General features: G+C 66.4%; 20 protein-coding genes. 17 read left to right on the forward strand and 3 right to left on the reverse strand.

From position 1 onward, the window contains the following. Nucleotides 1–420 precede the first annotated feature (420 nt). The 17 genes from RS899_RS28200 (at nucleotide 421) to RS899_RS28280 (ending at nucleotide 15147) form a co-directional block, all read left to right on the forward strand. Nucleotides 421–1800 carry a sigma-54 dependent transcriptional regulator gene (locus RS899_RS28200; protein WP_409978099.1) on the forward strand — a complete coding sequence of 460 codons (1380 nt, stop codon included), beginning with the start codon at nucleotides 421–423 and terminating at the stop codon, nucleotides 1798–1800. 25 nt (nucleotides 1801–1825) lie between these two features. Beyond that, the gene (locus tag RS899_RS28205) at nucleotides 1826–2161 is read left to right on the forward strand and encodes a flagellar hook-basal body complex protein FliE (RefSeq protein WP_054909500.1); all 336 of its coding nucleotides are present in this window, start codon (nucleotides 1826–1828) and stop codon (nucleotides 2159–2161) included. A gap of 9 nt (nucleotides 2162–2170) precedes the next feature. After that, entirely contained in the window at nucleotides 2171–3862 is a 1692-nt protein-coding gene (fliF, locus tag RS899_RS28210; protein ID WP_054909501.1) for a flagellar basal-body MS-ring/collar protein FliF, read from the forward strand. Continuing rightward, a complete protein-coding gene (locus tag RS899_RS28215; protein ID WP_024766276.1) occupies nucleotides 3840–4880 on the forward strand; it encodes a FliG C-terminal domain-containing protein in 1041 nt (346 codons plus the stop codon). Before fliF ends, RS899_RS28215 begins: the two co-directional genes overlap by 23 nt. Nucleotides 4881–4886: 6 nt before the next feature. After that, complete coding sequence (fliH, locus tag RS899_RS28220) at nucleotides 4887–5585, forward strand: flagellar assembly protein FliH (protein ID WP_315808596.1); 699 nt, start codon at nucleotides 4887–4889, stop codon at nucleotides 5583–5585. A gap of 1 nt (nucleotide 5586) precedes the next feature. Next, complete coding sequence (fliI, locus tag RS899_RS28225) at nucleotides 5587–6918, forward strand: flagellar protein export ATPase FliI (protein WP_054909503.1); 1332 nt, start codon at nucleotides 5587–5589, stop codon at nucleotides 6916–6918. After that, nucleotides 6918–7340, forward strand: coding sequence for a flagellar FliJ family protein (locus RS899_RS28230; protein ID WP_024766279.1), 423 nt, complete (start codon nucleotides 6918–6920; stop codon nucleotides 7338–7340). The genes fliI and RS899_RS28230 overlap by 1 nt, the downstream gene beginning before the upstream one ends. Before the next feature lie 174 nt (nucleotides 7341–7514). Continuing rightward, nucleotides 7515–7799 carry a flagellar biosynthesis anti-sigma factor FlgM gene (flgM, locus tag RS899_RS28235; protein WP_196912515.1) on the forward strand — a complete coding sequence of 95 codons (285 nt, stop codon included), beginning with the start codon at nucleotides 7515–7517 and terminating at the stop codon, nucleotides 7797–7799. Continuing rightward, entirely contained in the window at nucleotides 7796–8236 is a 441-nt protein-coding gene (flgN, locus tag RS899_RS28240; protein WP_233296983.1) for a flagellar protein FlgN, read from the forward strand. The genes flgM and flgN overlap by 4 nt, the downstream gene beginning before the upstream one ends. A 495-nt stretch (nucleotides 8237–8731) precedes the next feature. After that, nucleotides 8732–10081 carry a flagellar filament capping protein FliD gene (gene fliD, locus RS899_RS28245; RefSeq protein WP_315808597.1) on the forward strand — a complete coding sequence of 450 codons (1350 nt, stop codon included), beginning with the start codon at nucleotides 8732–8734 and terminating at the stop codon, nucleotides 10079–10081. Then, nucleotides 10078–10476, forward strand: a complete 399-nt coding sequence (gene fliS / locus RS899_RS28250; protein ID WP_037017149.1) for a flagellar export chaperone FliS — start codon at nucleotides 10078–10080, stop codon at nucleotides 10474–10476. Before fliD ends, fliS begins: the two co-directional genes overlap by 4 nt. Then, nucleotides 10460–10777, forward strand: a complete 318-nt coding sequence (locus RS899_RS28255; protein ID WP_024766284.1) for a hypothetical protein — start codon at nucleotides 10460–10462, stop codon at nucleotides 10775–10777. Before fliS ends, RS899_RS28255 begins: the two co-directional genes overlap by 17 nt. 3 nt (nucleotides 10778–10780) lie before the next feature. Beyond that, a complete protein-coding gene (locus RS899_RS28260; protein ID WP_315808598.1) occupies nucleotides 10781–11935 on the forward strand; it encodes a flagellar hook-length control protein FliK in 1155 nt (384 codons plus the stop codon). A 44-nt stretch (nucleotides 11936–11979) separates the two neighbouring features. Then, on the forward strand, nucleotides 11980–12465 hold the full coding sequence (locus tag RS899_RS28265; protein ID WP_054909509.1) for a flagellar basal body-associated FliL family protein: 486 nt from the start codon (nucleotides 11980–11982) through the stop codon (nucleotides 12463–12465). Between the two features lie 6 nt (nucleotides 12466–12471). Beyond that, complete coding sequence (locus tag RS899_RS28270) at nucleotides 12472–13233, forward strand: FliA/WhiG family RNA polymerase sigma factor (RefSeq protein WP_054909510.1); 762 nt, start codon at nucleotides 12472–12474, stop codon at nucleotides 13231–13233. 13 nt (nucleotides 13234–13246) lie between these two features. Beyond that, nucleotides 13247–14119, forward strand: coding sequence for a flagellar motor stator protein MotA (gene motA / locus RS899_RS28275; protein WP_024766288.1), 873 nt, complete (start codon nucleotides 13247–13249; stop codon nucleotides 14117–14119). Beyond that, nucleotides 14116–15147, forward strand: a complete 1032-nt coding sequence (locus RS899_RS28280; protein ID WP_082450758.1) for an OmpA family protein — start codon at nucleotides 14116–14118, stop codon at nucleotides 15145–15147. The genes motA and RS899_RS28280 overlap by 4 nt, the downstream gene beginning before the upstream one ends. A gap of 5 nt (nucleotides 15148–15152) precedes the next feature. Here RS899_RS28280 and RS899_RS28285 read toward each other — a convergent pair whose 3' ends face one another. The 3 genes from RS899_RS28285 to lafA all read right to left on the reverse strand — a co-directional run bounded on the left by RS899_RS28285 (nucleotide 15153) and on the right by lafA (nucleotide 17633). Continuing rightward, entirely contained in the window at nucleotides 15153–15641 is a 489-nt protein-coding gene (locus tag RS899_RS28285; RefSeq protein WP_139093095.1) for a hypothetical protein, read from the reverse strand. Beyond that, a complete protein-coding gene (locus tag RS899_RS28290; protein ID WP_315808599.1) occupies nucleotides 15629–16462 on the reverse strand; it encodes a winged helix-turn-helix domain-containing protein in 834 nt (277 codons plus the stop codon). Before RS899_RS28290 ends, RS899_RS28285 begins: the two co-directional genes overlap by 13 nt. Nucleotides 16463–16751: 289 nt before the next feature. Beyond that, nucleotides 16752–17633, reverse strand: coding sequence for a lateral flagellin LafA (lafA, locus tag RS899_RS28295; protein ID WP_315808600.1), 882 nt, complete (start codon nucleotides 17631–17633; stop codon nucleotides 16752–16754). Nucleotides 17634–17675 lie beyond the last annotated feature (42 nt).

The raw sequence follows: 17675 nt of genomic DNA on the forward strand, positions 1-17675 counted from the left end.
GTGTCGTGACCGCCGGGGTCGGCTGATCGTTGCTCGCGGCATGCTCTGTCTGCCAGGGGCCTGAAATTGCTGCATCACAGGCTGCTGACGTGGCGCAATGATAGCGATCTGAGGTCGCCCGATTAAATCAATAGATATCAAATGCTGTTTTTGACGGAACTTTTTGTCTATTGATCTTAATTAATCGGCAGGAAGCTATGGCGTAGTGCTGGCACTTGTTAGTGTGGGTGGGTTAGTTACAGATTGCAGTAACTTCATGTGTGACGAAGTTGTTGCAATGCCACCCGTGAGATAGCCATTTCGTTAAAAGGTTTCGCAGTCGCCGAGAATTTGATCGGCAGATGCTGGCGATTGACCAACGAAAGGTTTTTCGAACGCACTAGCGAATGGAAAGTTGCGGTGAACAGTGTAAGCCAGTCGATCGATCAATTATGTGAAACGCTGCTCGTAGAGCGGCCGGCGCAGAAAAAAGTTGCGATCATCGGGCCGTCCTCGGACGCCGCTCACGCCCTCCTTTTGCAGACGCTGCTGGCCGAAGGCTGCCGTGTCGAACGCTTCTCCGGCTTCGCCGAACTGGCCCGTGCGCGCAGCGACGCTGCGCTGCTGTTCATCCTCGCCGGTGCCTTCCCCGCTCCCGACCTCTATGCGCAGGTCGGCGCGCTGCTCAGCGATGGCCGCGAGCGCGACGTGGTGCCCATCGTCGGTTATGAAGAGCAGGACAAGGCCGCCACACTGCTCGACCTCGGTTGCGTCGACTACCTGCTGTCGCCCTTTGGCGCCGGCCAGCTGGCCGCGCTGCTGCGCCGCCAGGAAGCCTCCAGCGCCGCCCAGGAACTGTTCGTCTCGCGCTCCCAGGCCGGCCGCCGCCTGCTGGCGATGGCGCAACGCGTAGCGCAGACCCGCGCGCCGATCCTGATCACCGGCGAGACCGGCACCGGCAAGGAACTGCTGGCCCGCTACATCCACGGCATCGCCAGCCCGGACGCGCCCTTCATCGCAGTGAACTGCGCGGCGATCCCCGAGGCGATGCTCGAATCCATCCTCTTCGGCCACGAACGCGGCGCCTTCACTGGCGCGGTAAATGCCCAGCCGGGCAAGTTCGAACTGGCCAACGGCGGCACCCTGCTGCTGGACGAGATCGGCGAACTGCCGCTGGCCCTGCAGGCCAAGCTGCTGCGCGTGCTGCAGGAGCAGCGCGTGGAGCGCCTGGGCGGGCGCCGCGAGATCGAGCTGGACGTGCGCATCATCGCCGCCACCAACCGCGACCTGCAGGCCGAGGTCAACGAAGGGCGCTTCCGCGCCGACCTGATGTTCCGCCTCGACGTGTTGCCGCTGCACATATCGCCCCTGCGCGAGCGCAAGGAAGATGTGCTGCCGCTGGCGCGGCGCTTCATCCGCCAGTACGCCCCGCAGGACGCCGAGCACGACCTGCTCACCGAATCCGCCAGCCGCGCGCTGTTGCAGCACGACTGGCCGGGCAACGTGCGCGAGCTGGAGAACACCCTGCAACGCGCCCTGGTGCTGCGCAACGGCCTGTTCATCCAGCCCCGCGACCTCGGCCTGGCCGCGCCGGATGCGCCCATGGCCACCGTTGCCGCGGTGATCCCGCTGGCGGCTGAGGGCGGCCGCGCCGCGCTGCGCGCCAGCGGCAAGCTCGCCGAGTACCAGCACGTGATCGACACCATCCGCCGTTTCGGCGGGCACAAGACCAAGGCCGCCGAGAGCCTGGGCATGACCACCCGCGCACTGCGCTACCGGCTCAACGCGATGCGTGAGCAGGGCGTGCAGGTGCACTTCTGATTTCGTCTTCCGGGGGAGACCTTCCATGAGTTCGATCATGCAGGTGCAGCAGGACATGCTGGACCGGATGAACCGCTACGCCGACCTGGCCAGCGGCCCGGCCGTGCGTCCCGCCGCGCAGTTCGCCGGCAACGCGCCGGTACAGGGCATCGGCGCCAGCTTCGAGCAGGCGCTGCGTTCGGTGGATGCCGAGCAGCACCAGTCCAGCGCCGCCATGGCCGCGGTGGACAGCGGCCGGAGCGACGACCTGGTCGGCGCCATGATCCAGAGCCAGAAGGCCAGCGTGTCGTTCTCCGCGCTGCTGCAGGTGCGCAACAAGCTCACCGGCGCCTTCGACGAAATCATCCGCATGCCGCTGTAAGGACTGACAGTGCTGCAGAAACTCAAAGGGCGCCTGCCGCTCGACAAACTCAAGCTCGACCCGCGCCTGGGGCTGCTCGGCATTGCCCTGGGCGCCGCGCTGCTGGCCGCCGCCGTGGTCTTTTACCTGTGGCGCGACCAGGGGGCCTATCGCCCGCTGTACGGCGCCGGCGAAGCCTACCCGGCCGCCGACGTGATGCAGGTACTCGACGCCGAAGCCTTCGACTATCGCCTGCACCCGCAGAGCGGCCAGGTGCTGGTGCGCGAGGAAGACCTGGCCCGCGCGCGCATGCTGCTGGCGGCCAAGGGCGTGAAGGTATCGGTGCCGGCCGGCTACGAGCTGTTCGACAAGGACGAGCCGCTGGGCACCAGCCATTTCCTCCAGGATGTGCGCCTCAAGCGCAGCCTGGAAGGCGAGCTGGCGCGGACCATCATGGGCCTGAAGGGCATCGAGCAGGCGCGTGTGCACGTCGCCCGCGAGGACAGCAATTCCTTCGTCGTGGGCCGTCGCGATCCGGCCAAGGCCTCGGTGCTGCTGCAACTCGCGCCCGGCCAGCGGCTGAGCCCGGAGCAGGTCGGCGCCATCGTCAACCTGGTGGCCGGCAGCGTGCCGCAGCTCAAGCCCGAAGACGTCAGCGTGGTGGACCAGAACGGCGTGCTGCTATCGCGCGGCATCAATGGCGCCGGCGGCCCGTCGCAGAACTGGCAGGCGGTGGACGAGTACCAGCGCAAGGCGGTGGGCAACGTCGAGGAAGTGCTGGCGCCGGTGCTGGGCCTGGGCAATTACCGCATCAGCGTCTCCGCCGACATCGACTTCAGCCAGAAGGAAGAAACCCTGCAGGCCTACGGCGAGGCGCCGCGCCTGCGCAGTGAATCGCTGCGCAACGAGACCACCCTCGACCAGTTGGCCCTCGGCGTACCCGGCTCGCTGAGCAACCGTCCGCCGGAGCCGCCGCCGCAGGCGCAGCAGGGCCAGGCGCAGAACGCCAACGCCCCGGCCGGCAACGGCAAGACCGCCAGCACCGACAACAAGGCCGCGACCTCGACCCGCAACGAGACCACCCGGCAGAACGATTTCGACCAGAGCGTCACCCACATCAAGTACCCGGCCTTTGCCCTGCGCCAGCAGAGCGTGGCGGTGGTGATCAACGCTTCCACCGCGCCCGAAGGCGGCTGGACCGACAAGGCGCGCGCCGACCTGGAAGCCATGGTGAAGAGCGCAGTGGGCTTCAACGCCCAGCGCGGTGACCTGATCACCGTCAGCGTGTTCCCGTTCGCCGCCACCGCGGTGGAAGAGTCCTCGGCAAGCTGGTGGGAAAGCAGCGCCCTGCAATCCCTGGTGCGCTACACCGTGCTTGGCCTGATCGCGCTGCTGTTCCTGCTCTTCGGCGTGCGCCCGGCAGTACGCAGCCTGACCCAGCGCGCCCAGCCGGCAGCTACCGCAGCCTTGCCCGAGGGGGCCGGCGACTACCCGCTGGCCCTGGATGCCGAGCGGCGCCTGGCGCTTTCCAATGAAACCGTCGGCGGCCTCAACGTCCTCGGCGAGCTGAACCCGCTCTCGGAGATCCGCCTGCCGGCGCCGGGGTCGGGGCTGGAACACCAGATCGAGCATCTGCAGATGCTGGCGAAGAACGACCCGGAACGGGTCTCGGAAGTGATCAAGCACTGGATTGGCCGCAATGACCGACACGAGCCTGCCTGAAGAACCGAAAAAGCGCGGCCCGCAGATGCGCGCCGTGAGCTCGCTGGAACAGGCGGCGATCCTCATGCTGAGCATGGGTGACGAAGCCTCCGCAGGCATCCTGCGCAATTTCAGCCGCGAGGAGATCGTCAGCATCAGCCAGGCGATGGCGCGGCTGTCCAACGTCAAGCAGAACACCGTCTCCGACGTCATCGGGCGCTTCTTCGACGACTACAAGCTGCAGTCCAGCATCAAGGGCGCGTCGCGCTCCTACCTCGCCGGCATGCTCGGCAAGGCGCTGGGCAGCGACATCACGCGCAACCTGCTGGACAGCATCTACGGCGAGGAAATCCGCGCCAAGATGGCGCGCATGGAGTGGATCGATCCCAAGCAGTTCGCCGCGCTGATCGCCAAGGAACACGCGCAGATGCAGGCGGTGTTCCTCGCCTTCCTGCCGCCGGGCATGGCCACCGACGTGCTCGAGGCGATGCCCGCCGAACGCCAGGACGAACTGCTGTTCCGCATCGCCAACCTCAGCGAAGTGAACAGCGACGTCATCGCCGAGCTGGAACAACTGATCGACCGCAGCCTGCGCGTGCTCTCCACCCAGGGTTCGCAAGTGCGCGGGGTCAAGCAGGCGGCGGACATCATGAACCGCTTCAAGGGCGACCGGAACCAGATGTTCGAGCTGCTGCGCGCCCACAACGACAGCCTGGTCGGCAGGATCGAGGATGAGATGTACGACTTCTTCATCCTCTCCCGGCAGAACCAGGAAGTGCTGCAGACCCTGCTGGAAGTCATTCCGCTGGACGAGTGGGTGGTCGCGTTGAAAGGCGCCGAACCCGAGCTGGTGCGCGCCATCCAGGGCGCCATGCCGAAGCGCCAGATGCAGCAGATGGAGTCGATCAATCGCCGCCAGGGCCCGGTGCCGCTGAGCCGCGTGGAGCAGGTGCGCAAGGAGATCATGGGCGTTGTGCGCGATCTCGCCGCCGAGGGCGACCTGCAGGTGCAGCTGTTCCGCGAGCAGACGGTGGAGTAACCGCGCATGGCGATCAAAGTCATCAAGGCCGACAGCCGCGCCTGGCGCCCGTATCGCTTCCCGCCGCGCTGCGCGACCGCCAGCGCCGACAACCACGGCTGGGACAGCGACCCGGCCGCGCGCCAGCGCGCCATCTCCGAAGGCTTCCAGGAAGGCCTGGAGAAGGGCTACCAGGACGGCGTCGGCGAAGGCCACGAGGCAGGCTTGCGCGAAGGCTTCGAAGCCGGTCGCCAGGATGGCCTGCGCAAGGGCCGCGAGGAAGGTCGTGCCGCTGGCCGGCAAGTGTTCGACGAAGCCAGTGCGCCATTGCAGGCCGCCGTCGCTGCCTTCACCGACTATCACCAGGCCTTCCAGCACGCGCGGCAGAAAGAGCTGCTGGAGCTGGTGCAGAAAGTGGCCAGGCAGGTCATTCGCGTCGAACTCACGCTCAACCCCACGCAGTTGCTGACACTGGCCGAGGAAGCGCTGGCCGCCATGCCGGGCGAGCAGGGCGAGGTGCAGATCCTGCTCAACCCGGAAGAGTGCGCGCGCATCCGCGAACTGAACCCCGAGCGCGCCGCCAGGTGGCGCCTGGTGCCGGACGAGCGCCTGGCGCTGGGCGAGTGCCGTGTGGTCACCGCCCAGGCGGAAGCCGACATCGGTTGCCAGCAGCGCCTGGACAGCTGCATGGAAGCGCTGAGCGCGCACTTGCAGGACGAAGACTGACGTGGCCCTGGGCGACGGCTTCAAGCTCGAAGAAGCGCTGCGCTCGCTGGATTCGGTCCAGCTGGCGCGGGTCAGCGGTCGCCTGGTGCGCGTCTCCGGCCTGCTGCTGGAAAGCCTCGGCTGCCGGCGCATGACCGGCCAGCGCTGCTACGTGGAAGTCGCCGACGGCGAGCGCCTGGAGGCGCAGGTGGTCGGCTTCAACCGTGACATCACCTACCTCATGCCCTTCAAGAAGCCCGTCGGCCTGACCTCCGGCTCGCGGGTCTTCCCGGCGCCGGACGAAGCCGTGCTGCATATCGATCATTCCTGGCTGGGGCGCGTGGTCAACGGCCTCGGCGAACCGCTGGACGGCCTCGGCAAGCTCGCCGGCCGTCATCCCCTGCCCACCGAGCTGCCGCAGGTGAACCCGCTGCGCCGGCGCCCGGTGTCCGAGCCACTGGACGTTGGCGTGCGCGCCATCAACGGCCTGCTGACTCTGGGCAAGGGCCAGCGCGTCGGCCTGTTCGCCGGCAGCGGCGTGGGCAAGAGCGTGCTGCTGGGGATGATCACCCGGCAGACCAAGGCCGATGTGGTGGTCGTCGGGCTGATCGGCGAACGCGGCCGCGAGGTACAGGAATTCATCCTGCACTCCCTCGGCCCGGAAGGCTTGCAGAAGGCCGTGGTGGTGGTGGCGCCGGCCAATGAATCGCCACTGATGCGCCTGAAGGCCACCGAGCTGTGCCACAGCATCGCCGCCTACTTCCGCGACCAGGGCAAGGACGTGCTGCTGCTGGTGGATTCGCTGACCCGCTACGCCATGGCCCAGCGCGAGATCGCCCTGGCCCTGGGCGAACCGCCGGCGACCAAGGGCTACCCGCCGTCGGTGTTCGGCATGCTCCCGGAACTGGTGGAGAGCGCCGGCAACGGCGAAGGCGAGACCGGCAGCCTGAGCGCCATCTACACCGTGCTGGCGGAGGGCGACGACCACCAGGACCCGATCGTCGACTGCGCCCGCGCCATCCTCGACGGGCACATCGTGCTCTCGCGGCGCCTGGCGGATGTCGGGCATTACCCGGCCATCGACATCGGCGCCTCGGTCAGCCGCTGCATGAGCCAGGTGGCGGACCCGGTGCACCTCTCTGCAGCGCGCCAGTTCAAGGAATTCAGTGGCACCTACGAGCGCATCAAGGAGCTGATCCCTCTGGGCGGTTACACGCCGGGCATGGACGTGAAGACCGACCGCGCGGTGCAGCTGGCACCGATGCTGGAGCGCTACCTGAGGCAGGAAACGGCGGACGGCGCCGAGCTCGGCAACAGCGTCGCCACCCTGCAAAGCATCGTCGGTAGCCGCTGATGAAGGCGCAGATCGACATGCTCGGGCGCCTCGCCGACGTGCGTGGCGGCAAGGTCCGCGAGCTGCTGGGCCGGGTGAATTACCAGCAGACGCTGTGCCAGCGCTACCGCAACAACATCACCGGGCTCGACCGCCTGTGCGGCTTCAGTGTCGCCACCAGCACGCCGTTGCAGCGGCACAACCAGCAACAGTACAAGGTGACGCTGCACAAGATGCTGCAGTTGCAGCGCCGCGAGCTGGAGGTCGCCGAGCAGGCCCTGGCGCGCATCCAGGGCGAGTTGCTGGCCGCGATGCGCAGCGAGAAGGTGCTGACCCAGGTGATCGAGGCCAAGGTCGGCCAATGGCAGGCGCAGCTTGCGCAGCAGGAACAGAAAATCCAGGATGGCCTCGCTGCGCAGTCCTGGTGGCGTGCCAGGGCTTGAGTCTGGCCTGCGGACATGGCGGACATGGCGGACATGGCGGATAACGCGTTCCGCGTTATGCGCCCTACGCCGGAACCTACGATCGGTTTGGCGAACTCTGAACACGGCATTTAAGTTTTCCTTCGGGGCGGTCGCCCTCTGAGGGAAAGCCCCAAAAATACTCGGATACTGATCATGGAAATCACCCGGCAACTGACCAGCATCGCGCTGGCCACCAGCGAGTCCGCCAAGAGCGCACGCAGCGAGCGCGCCGCTCCCGTGGCAGAGGCCAGCGCCAGCGCGCCGGTCAGCGATTCGCTGCGCCTGGACGAGATGCAGGAAACCCTGCGCGCCATGCCTGATGTGGACCAGGACCGGGTTGCCGAAATCCGTCGCGCCCTGATGAATGGCGACCTGGCCAACGACACCCGCCTGCTTGCCACCAGCATTCTTTCCTACCATCGCGGCAGCGACGCATGACCCAGCGCGCGCGGTTGCTGCAGGTGATCGAGCAGGACATCCAGCAGGATGGCCGCGATTGCCTGGCGCTGCGCGAGCGCCTGCAGGAGCTGTATCGCCACCTGCTGGCGCGGGACAGTGCGCAGATCGACGCGCTGAATCCCGATATCCAGGCGCTGCTCGATGCCGTCGCCGGCCGTGCGCAGCGCCGTAGCCGCGTGCTGCGCGCCTTCCAGCTGCCGATGGACGCTGAAGGCATGCGTACGCTGCTGTCCAACTACCAGCCGCCGCGCCGCGAGGAGCTCCAGCAGGAGTGGCAGCAACTGGGCCAGCTCACCGCCCAATGCAAGCGCCTCAACGAGCGCAACGGCAAGCTGCTGGCGATGCATCATGACATCCTCAGCCAACTGATGGGCGATCCGCGCGAGCAGCCGGTGTATTCGCGGCAGTTGTACTGACCGAATTCGTAGGAGCGGACTCCGTCCGCGATGGTTTCCGGCGCGATGCGGACCTATCGCGGACGGAGTCCGCTCCTACGCGAGTTCCTGTGCCTCTGTGCAGCGCACAAAGCCCCTCACCCTAGCCCTCTCCCGCAAGCGGGAGAGGGGACCGTACGGCATCAAGCGGAACTCCGTGCCTCTCGGCCACGCCGATCGGCTCCCTCTCCCTTCAGGGAGAGGGCGGGGGAGAGGGCCGCCCCCGTGCAGGATTCCCTCGAAAAACAACCTGCCGAAATGGCTTAACGAATCCCTCCCCACGGTCGCCCTTCCTCTGCATCAGGGCGCGCGCCCGGTAGGCGGAAATGCCGCTTCCCGCTGCGCGCCAAACCACGCCGGGCGGAAGTTCGCCTTCTCCCCGGAAAGCCTGCAAAGCCTTGAACGGCGGGCCTTACGGCATTGGCATCGTAATTGCTCCTGACCTTATGCAGAGGGGGCACAAAGAGGTGGATTCAGATGGCGACCATAGATTCCGATTACGTCAAAAGCATGGCTCAGCAGCTGGCCACGTACGAAGTGCAGAACGGCCTGAACAAGGCTGATCGCAACAAGTCGTCGTACCAGTCCCAGCTGACCGCGGTGACTTCCCTGGAGTCGACGCTCAAGACCTTCTCCTCGGCAGTGAAGAGCCTGCAGGGCGTGACCGGCAGCAACACCAGCATGCTGGTCAACAGCGCCACCACCAGCAAGGACGGCTACCTGACCGCCAAGGTGGACAAGAACGCCGTGCCCGGCAGCTACGACTTCTTCGTCGAGCAGCTCGCCACCAGCCACCAGCTGTCGTTCTCCGGCCTGCAGGCCGGCGACATCGATACCCAGGGCACCCTGACCCTCAGCCAGAACGGCAAGTCGTTCGACATCGACCTGAGCAAGATCGACACCGACGGCGACGGCGCCAACTCGCTGGACGAACTGGCCGCCGCAATCAACAAGGCCACCGACAACACCGGCGTCAAGGCCACCCTGGTACGCAGCAACGGCCAGGTCTCGCTGGTGCTGGGCGCGGAGAAGTCCGGCGCGGCGAATGCCATCAGCCTGTCGTTGAGCGGCACCGACAGCGCCAACAGCGCTTTCGAGAACGCCATCGGCAACCCGCAAGAACTGTCCAAGGCCCAGGACGCCCGCGTCCGCCTGGGTGGCGAGAACGGCATGCTGCTGACCAACGCCAGCAACACCTTCGACAACATCATCGATGGTGTCAGCGCGACCTTCACCCAGGCGCAGAAATCCGGCGAACAGCCGATCCGCCTGACCGTCGCCCAGGACCAGAGCGAAACCAAGAAGAAGGTGCAGACCTTCATCGACGCCTTCAACGCCCTGGCCAGCACCATCGACAGCCTGACCGCCGCCGGCGACCAGAACGGCAACGCGCGCGGCGCCCTGGCTGGCGACTCCAGCGTGCGCGCCATCGAGAACGCGCTGAACCAGATGGTCCGTACCAGCTTCGGCGGCGCCAACCTGATCACCCTGGGCATCAGCGCCGACCGCAGCGGCAAGCTGACCCTCGACGCCACTCGTTTCGAGAAAGCCATCGCCAGCGAACCCGAGGCCCTGGACAAGCTGTTCATGGGCAAGGGCAACCTGCTCGACAGCCTGGACAAGGGTGTCGCCGTCTACACCAACAGCACCAATGGCGTCATGAAGAACCGCAAGGACGCCCTGAACAACAGCCTGCGCCGCGTCAACGATGACTACGACAACCTGCAGAAGCAGTACGACACCTACTACGCGCGCTACCTCAAGCAATACACCTCGATGATGCAGACCATGCAGTCGATGGACCAGACCAGCGGGATGTTCGGATGACCGCCTACGGCATGAACGAAAGCTACGACAGCTACCGGATGATCGACCTGGAATCCAAGGCCGCCTCGTCCTCGCCCTACGAACTGGTGCTGGTGCTGTTCGACGGCCTGCTCGACGAACTGGCCCGCGCCCGCGGGCATATCGAGCACAAGCGCTACCAGCAGAAGGGCCGCTCCCTGGAGAAGTGCCTGAACATCCTCAACGGCCTCAACGGCGCACTCGACTACGAGAACGGCGGCGAGACCGTGCAGGGCCTGGCGCGCCTGTATGACTACTGCATCTACCGGCTCTCCGACGTCAGTGTGTCGCTGGAAGTCGCCGGGATCGATGAGGTCGTGCGCCTGCTGGGCATCCTGCGTGAAGGCTGGGAGGGCGTGAGTGCCGCCCGTGGATGATCGCCGGCGCCTGCTCGAGCTGTACGAACGGCTCGGCGCGGCGCTGCAGCGCAAGGACTGGAAAGCCATGGGGCAGGTCGACCTGGCGATCCGCGCGCAACTGGTGGCGATGTCATCGCAGACCGGGCTGGCCGCCGACGTGCTGCTGGCCAAGAAGCACCTGAAACGTCTGCACGAGCAGGCGTCGCAGGCTTGTGCCGAAGAGTGCGAGCGCCTGCGCCGCCTGCTGCTCTCGCACCTGGAATACGCCGAGGGTCGCTCGGCGTACATGCAGGTGGATACGTACCAGGAGGGTCGATAGACCGTGATCCAGTTGCCGACCCAATCACTGCCGACCACCGACCGCGCGGCACGCCCGGTGGCCGAGGCGCGTTCGCAGGACTCGCGCCGCGACGGCGGCGACACTGCCGCTGTGGCGGGATTCCGCGCGCAGCCGCCGGCGCAGTCGAACGCCGGCGAGCGAACCATCAGCGTGCAGTCCTTCCTCGCCCAGTTCGATACCGCGCAGGCCGAGGAACCGGTGCAGCAAGCCAAGGCTGCGCTGCCGCCGGAGGCGTTGCCCGTTGATACCCGCGACGACGATACGCAGGGCCGGGCAAGCGAAGAAGCATCGCCCTCCGGTGCGGAAAACTGGCTCGCCGGCATGCTTGGCCAGGCTGGGCTGGTGGTGCAGACACGGGATAACCCGACGGCCCGGACCCATGCCCAGGTGGCCGGTTTCGCCACCCAGGCCGTGGATGGCCAGGCGCAGCCGGCGCCCGCCGCAGTGAAGCTCGAAGACGTGCTGCTGCCGCCCGCCGACCTGCCCGAAGCGCCGGCCGCACCCGCGCAGCCGGCACCGCGCGAGGCGACCCAGAGCCAGGCGCAGACGTTGCTGCAACAGCACCTGGCTGCTGCCGCACAGACCCCGGAATCCGCCGTACCGACGATGCCCGCCGGCGCGCTCGACGCGCGTCTTCCGGCGACCGACAGCAGCACGCCGGCCTCGTCTACTGCACCGGCGTCGCCGCTGTTCGACAAGCCGTTGCACCTCAAGGGCAGCAACGAGGCCCATTGGGGCGAGCAGATGGTCAGCGCCCTGCGCGACAACGTCGAGCTGCAACTCGGCCAGCGCGTGCAGAACGCCACGATCCGCCTTGATCCGCCGGAGCTGGGCGCCATGGAAATCCTCGTGCGCCATGAGGCCGGGCAGCTCAACGTGCAGATTTCCGCGTCCAACGGCGACGTTGTGCGCCTGCTGCAGAACACCAGTGAGCGTCTGCGCCAGGAGCTGGTCGGGCAGAACTTCCTGCAGGTCAACGTGCAGGTTTCGTCCGATTCGCAGTCCGGCCAGCAGGGCCAGCAGAACCGCCAGCGCTTTGCCGAAGAGCCGCTCACGGTCGCCGCCAACCCGCGTGATGCGCAGGCGGGCGAGCGCTCCGCGCCGCGTGGCGACAGCGATGTACTGATTACCGTGTAGGCCGCCCGCGGCCCGCACCCCCACAGGATTTTTCGAGAAACCTCATGTCCACGCCGCGTCTCGTTCTACTGATGCTCATCGTGAATATCGCCGTCGTGCTGGGCGGCGTGTTCGTCAATTACAAGATGATCAAGTCCGCCAGCCTCGCCCCGGCCGCCGCCGCTTCCGACAAGGAGGCAGCCAAGGAAGATGCAACGGAGGAAGAGCAGGAGAGCGCCGAGTACCTCTTCGTGCCGGTGGAGAAGATCATCGTCAGTTCCCGCGGCGAAGACCGCGAGCACTACTTCGTGATCGACCTCGTGCTGCAGGCCAAGGCCGAGCAGGAGCGCAAGAAGCTGGAGAGCGTCGCGCCCATGGTGCGCAGCTCGGTGGTCGCCAACCTGACGCCGGAGAAGTTCGAAGTACTGCGCGCCATGCCCATCGGCGAGGTGCAGACGCGCCTGGAGAAGGCCGTGATCGACGACTTCGCTGCGCGCAAGGTGGTGGTGCCCTTCGAGCACGTGCTGCTCAGCAAGATGATCGTCCAGTAGGCCGCCATGCACGCCCTTCGCGATCCTGTTCACGGCTATGCCAGTGGCGTCGGCGGCTACGACAGCCCCGAAGGCGGCCATGCGCGCCTGTCGCCGGCGGCGGAGCAGCGCTGGATGATGCAGTACCTGCCGCTGGTGCGGCGCATCGTCAGCCAGCTGTCGCTGCAGGCCAACCAGGTGCTGGACCGCGAGGACATGGAGCAGATCGGCCTGATGGGCCTGCTCGAAGGCCTGCGTCGCTACGGCGAGCCGGACGAGCAGTTCGGCCGCTTCGCCGCGCTGCGCATCCGCGGCGCCATTCTCGACGAACTGCGCCGCCAGGACTGGCGCCCACGCCAGGTACGGCAGCAGGCGCACAAGGTGCGCGATGCGATCCGCGCGCTGGCGCGCCAACTCGGCCGCGTGCCCAGCGACGAGGAAGTGCTGGCCGCCACCGGCCTCGACGAGGCGGGCTACCAGGATTACCTGCGCGCCGAATCCTCCGAGGCCATCGAGAGCTTCGACGCGTTGTTGCAGAGTGGCCATGACGGCGTGCAGGCCAGCGGCGATGCGCTGGAAGAGCGCGTGCTCAAGGAACGCCTGCTGGCCCAGGCGCTGGAGCGCCTCAATGAGCGCGAGCGGCTGATCCTCAATCTGTATTACCAGCACGAACTGAACCTCAAGGAAATCGCCCTGGTGCTGGAGCTGACCGATGCGCGCATCTGCCAGCTGATGAAGCAGGCGATCGGCAAGTGCAGCCGTTTCCTCAACACCCCCGACACTCCCTGAAGAATCCCAAACCATGCAGAAAATCATCGGCGCCCTGATCATCATCGCCTGCGTGCTCGGCGGCTACGCCATGGCCCACGGCGAATTGCGCGCGCTCTGGCAGCCGGCGGAGATGATCATCATCCTCGGCGCGGGCCTGGGCACCCTGGTCGTCGCCAACCCCCGCGAAGTGCTGCTGGAGATGTGCTCGCAGATCAAGGGCGTGTTCGTCTTCAAGCGCCGCGGCGAGGAATTCCAGCGCCAGCTGCTGATGCTGCTTTATGAGCTGCTGGAGATGGTCGACGTCGGCGGCTTGAAGGTGCTCGATGCGCACATCGAGGAGCCGGACCAGAGCGAGCTGTTCGCCCGCTACCCGCTGATCCTCCAGGAAAAGAACCTGATGGCGTTCATCGCCGACAACTTCCGCCTGATGGCCATGGGCAAGATCAGCGCTCACGAGCTGGAAGGTTTCCTCGAACAGGAACTGGACGCCATGGAGCACGCCCTGCTGCAGCCGTCCAAGTCGCTGCACAAGGTCGGCGAGGCGATGCCCGGCTTCGGCATTCTCGCGGCGATCCTGGGGATCATCATCACCATGGGCAACATCGGCGGCTCGGTGGCCGAGATCGGCGCCCACGTGGCCGCCGCACTGGTGGGCACGTTCTTCGGCATCTTCGTCTGCTACTGCCTGATGGACCCGTTGTCCAACGCCATGGCGCAGCGGGTGAAGACCGAGCTCTCGGCGCTTGAATGCGTGCGCACCACCCTGGTCGCCCACGTCGCCGGCAAGCCCACGCTGCTGGCGGTGGACGCCGGCCGCAAGCTGATCGAGCAGGACGTCAAGCCGGCCTTCAAGCAGCTGGAGACCTGGGTCACCCGCTTTGAGGAAGAGCGGGACGCAGCATGAAGAAACGTGCCGACAAGCACAGCGAAGTCATCATCAAGCGCCGCAGCAAGAAGGGCCACGATGACGAGCACGGCGGCGCCTGGAAGGTCGCCTTCGCCGACTTCACCCTGGCGATGATGGCGCTGTTCATGGTGCTGTGGATCGTTCACCCGCAGACCGAGCCGCAACCGGTGGCGGTGGGCGACCAGGATGCCAACCCGGTGGTGGATGGCGGCGCCGGCGTGTTCGATGGCGCCAGCCGCACGCCCGTCGAGCTCGACGGCATGCCGCAACCGATCAAGACACCGGAGAAACCGGCGCCGCAACTCGCCCTGGACGCCGGCAAGCAGGGCAAGGCCGGCGAGCAGGCGAAGGACGCCAGCACGCAGCAGGATGGCCGCCAGTACGACAGCAACGAGGACCTGCGCGAACTGGCCGAGCTGATCCGCGAGGTGTCCGGCAAGGTCGATGCGCTGGCCAACATCGAGGTGACGGTGGTACCGCAGGGGCTGCGCATCCTGATCAAGGACGACCAGCAGCGCTTCATGTTCGCCCGTGGCCAGGCGACCCTCGATCCGCATTTCCAGACGCTGCTCGGCGCGCTGTCCGGCGTGCTGTCCAAGGTGCAGAACAAACTGATCCTCAGCGGCCACACCGATGCGGTGCAGTACCGCCGGCCCGATGGCTACAACAACTGGAACCTCTCCGGCGACCGCGCCCTGCGCGCGCGCAACGTGATGGTCGACAGCGGCCTGCCTGCCGCGCATGTGCTGCAGGTGGCGGCCCAGGCCGACGTCATGCCGCTACGTCCGGAGGACCCGGAGAGCGGCGCCAACCGGCGCATCGAGATCCTCCTGCTGACCCACAGGGCGGAGAGCCTCTACCGGGAAATCTTCGGCGAGAGCTACGCGCAGGTGCATTACTCGGCCTCCGGCGCGAAGCTGGTTGAGCCGCGGCCAGCGCAACCGGAGAAGACCGAGGCGCCGGCTTCTGCGGCCGTCGAGGCGTCGACACCCGCGGCAGCGGCCAAGCCGGCGTTGCAGTTGTGAGCGGGTCAGCGATCGCGCGGGTGGCGCGGACAGAACACCTGGCGCGTTTCCACGCCGTAGAGGCATTCGCCCAGGGGTTCGAGGGTGATGCGTGCGCCGCGCTGGCGCCCGTAGAGCAGGTTGAAGATCAGTTCGCTGTCCAGGCCGCTGTCGGCCTGCAGGTTGCTGATGCTGTTCTCTTCCACCTGCAACTGGTAGCGCCCGCCCAGGTCGCTGCCGACGTTGCCCGAGACCTCGAGGATGTTGGCGTCCTGCTGGATCATCGAGTAGAAGCGCCCTTCGTGGAACATGGTGGTCTGGGCGATTTCCAGCACCTTGCCATTGCCCAGCAGCACCTGCCCGGAGGACGCGTAGCGGCCGTCGATGGCCGAGGTGCTGCGCGCGTGCTTCCACAGCATTCCCAGCGCCAGCGCCAGGCAGGCGACGCCGAACAGCGAGATCACCAGGCAGCGGCGGGCCACGCCGGCCTGGCGGCGTAGGTTCAGTTCAGGCACTTGCGCAACTGCTCCTGGGGAATCCGGGCGACCTGGCTCTCGTGGATCAGCAACCAGTTGGAGTTGCCTTCGGGTTGCACGCAGACCAGTTCGTAGAAGCCCGAGGTCATGTGCAGCATGAGGCCGATGGGGCGGGTGGCGAGGTCGGCCAGTTGGTGCGCCAGCGGCCGGGTGTTGCGGATCAGGCGTTGCAGGTCCTGTTCGTTGTCTTCGACGTAGGTGATCTGCAGCGAGCCCAGGTTCTGTTCGGTGGTGAGGACCGGGCTGCGCAACTGGGTGTAGTAGAAGGCGCCGGAGAGGACCAGCAGGCCGAGGATGCAGAGGCTGGCCGCGGCGAATTTCAGGCGCCGCAGATTCGGCGTTCGCGGGGCGGCTGCGGGGCTCTGCAGTGGAATCACTTCCGGTGTGGCATCGGCCACTTCCGCTTCCGGCTCGCTCGCCGGGTCCACCAGGTACTGCGGGTTGAACATGTAGCCGCGGCGCGGCAGCGTCTGGATGATCTGCCGCTGCTTCTCGTCCGCCAGCACCTGGCGCAGGGTGTAGATCTGCTGGTTGAGGCTACCCTGGCCGACGACGCGGTCGGACCAGGCGTGGGTCAGCAGTTCGTCGCGGGCGACCACGTCTCCGGGGCTTTGCAACAGGCGTTCGAGTACCCGGCTGCCGGAGAAACCCAGGTCGATACGCTCCACCTGGCCGTCACGGTCGAGGTCGAGTTGATAGAGCGCGGGATAGAACTGCGCGACGCAATCGGAACGGCCAGTCCGGAGCTTCAGGCAGGCGATCGGCCGGCTGTCCGGTAGCGGTGAAGTGAGTGTGTTCATCGAGCCCTTGCCAGCCGCTCCCTTGACGGTCGCGGGGAAACTCCATTTGTCCATGGAGGCAGAGGCATTATTTTGACGTCAGAAAAATGTGGGTGCAAGTTCTGAATTTTGCACACTCGTGCTTGCAATTTTCACACAAGCCTTGAAACCACTGGCGCAGACGGGTTGCGCCGCGACCGCAAGTCGTAACACCGCTTGTCAGCGTACCCGCAGACAGCAGAACGCCCCGCCGAGGCGGGGCGCTGCAGAATCAGGGCGCGCGAGGCAGGCGCCTCGCGCTGGCCGGGCCTTAGCCCAGCAGGCCCATGATCATGCTGGGCATCTGGCCAGCTTGCTTTAGCATGGAGATGCCGGACTGCATGAGCATGGAGTTCTTGCTCATGTTGGCGCTTTCGACGGCGAAGTCGGCGTCCATGATGCGGCCCTTGGACAGGTCGGTGTTGTCCTTCATGTTGGCCAGGTTGTTGGAGGTGTGCTGCAGGCGGTTGATGTTCGCACCGAACTGCGCGCGCAGGGCGCCGATGGCGTCCAGGGCATCGTTGGCCTTGTCGATGGAGCCGTTGGCGCCAGTGATGCTTTCCAGCTCGGTACCGTCGGCGCTGGTGGCCTGGAACTGAGTGGTCAGCGCGCCGAAGGCATCGGTCACGGCCTTGAGCTGGGTGGTGACGTCGACGGTCAGGGTCTCGGCCTTGTCCGAACCGATCTGGAAGGTCACGCCGCCGGTGGTGCCGAACTTGCCGCTGGCGCCATCGACGCCGAACAGCGCGTCACCACCGAACTTGGTGTTGGCGATGATGTTCTTCAGTTCCTTGCCCAGCTCGTTGAACTCGGCGGACAGCGCCTTGCCGTCGTCGCTGGAGTTGGTGCCGTTGGCGGCCTGGGTGGCCAGGTCCTTCATGCGCTGGGTGATGTCGGTCAGTTCGCTGAAGGAACCGTCGGCGGTCTGCATCAGGGAGATGGCGTCGCTGGTGTTGCGCATGGCCACGTCCATGCCGCGGGACTGGGCGTTCAGGCGGGTGGCGATCTGCAGGCCGGCGGCGTCGTCGGCAGCGGAGTTGATCCGCAGGCCGGTGCCCAGGCGCTGCTGGTTGGTGGCCAGCAGGTTGTTGGTCTTGCCCAGGTTGCTCTGGGTGATCAGGGAGGAGTAGTTGGTTTGAATCGACAAGGCCATGGTGGACTTCCTGTATGAGCTGAATGAAGCCGGCGTTGTGCC

The organism is Pseudomonas sp. C9-3 (assembly GCF_032392015.1).
Classification (GTDB): Bacteria; Pseudomonadota; Gammaproteobacteria; order Pseudomonadales; family Pseudomonadaceae; genus Pseudomonas; species Pseudomonas nitroreducens.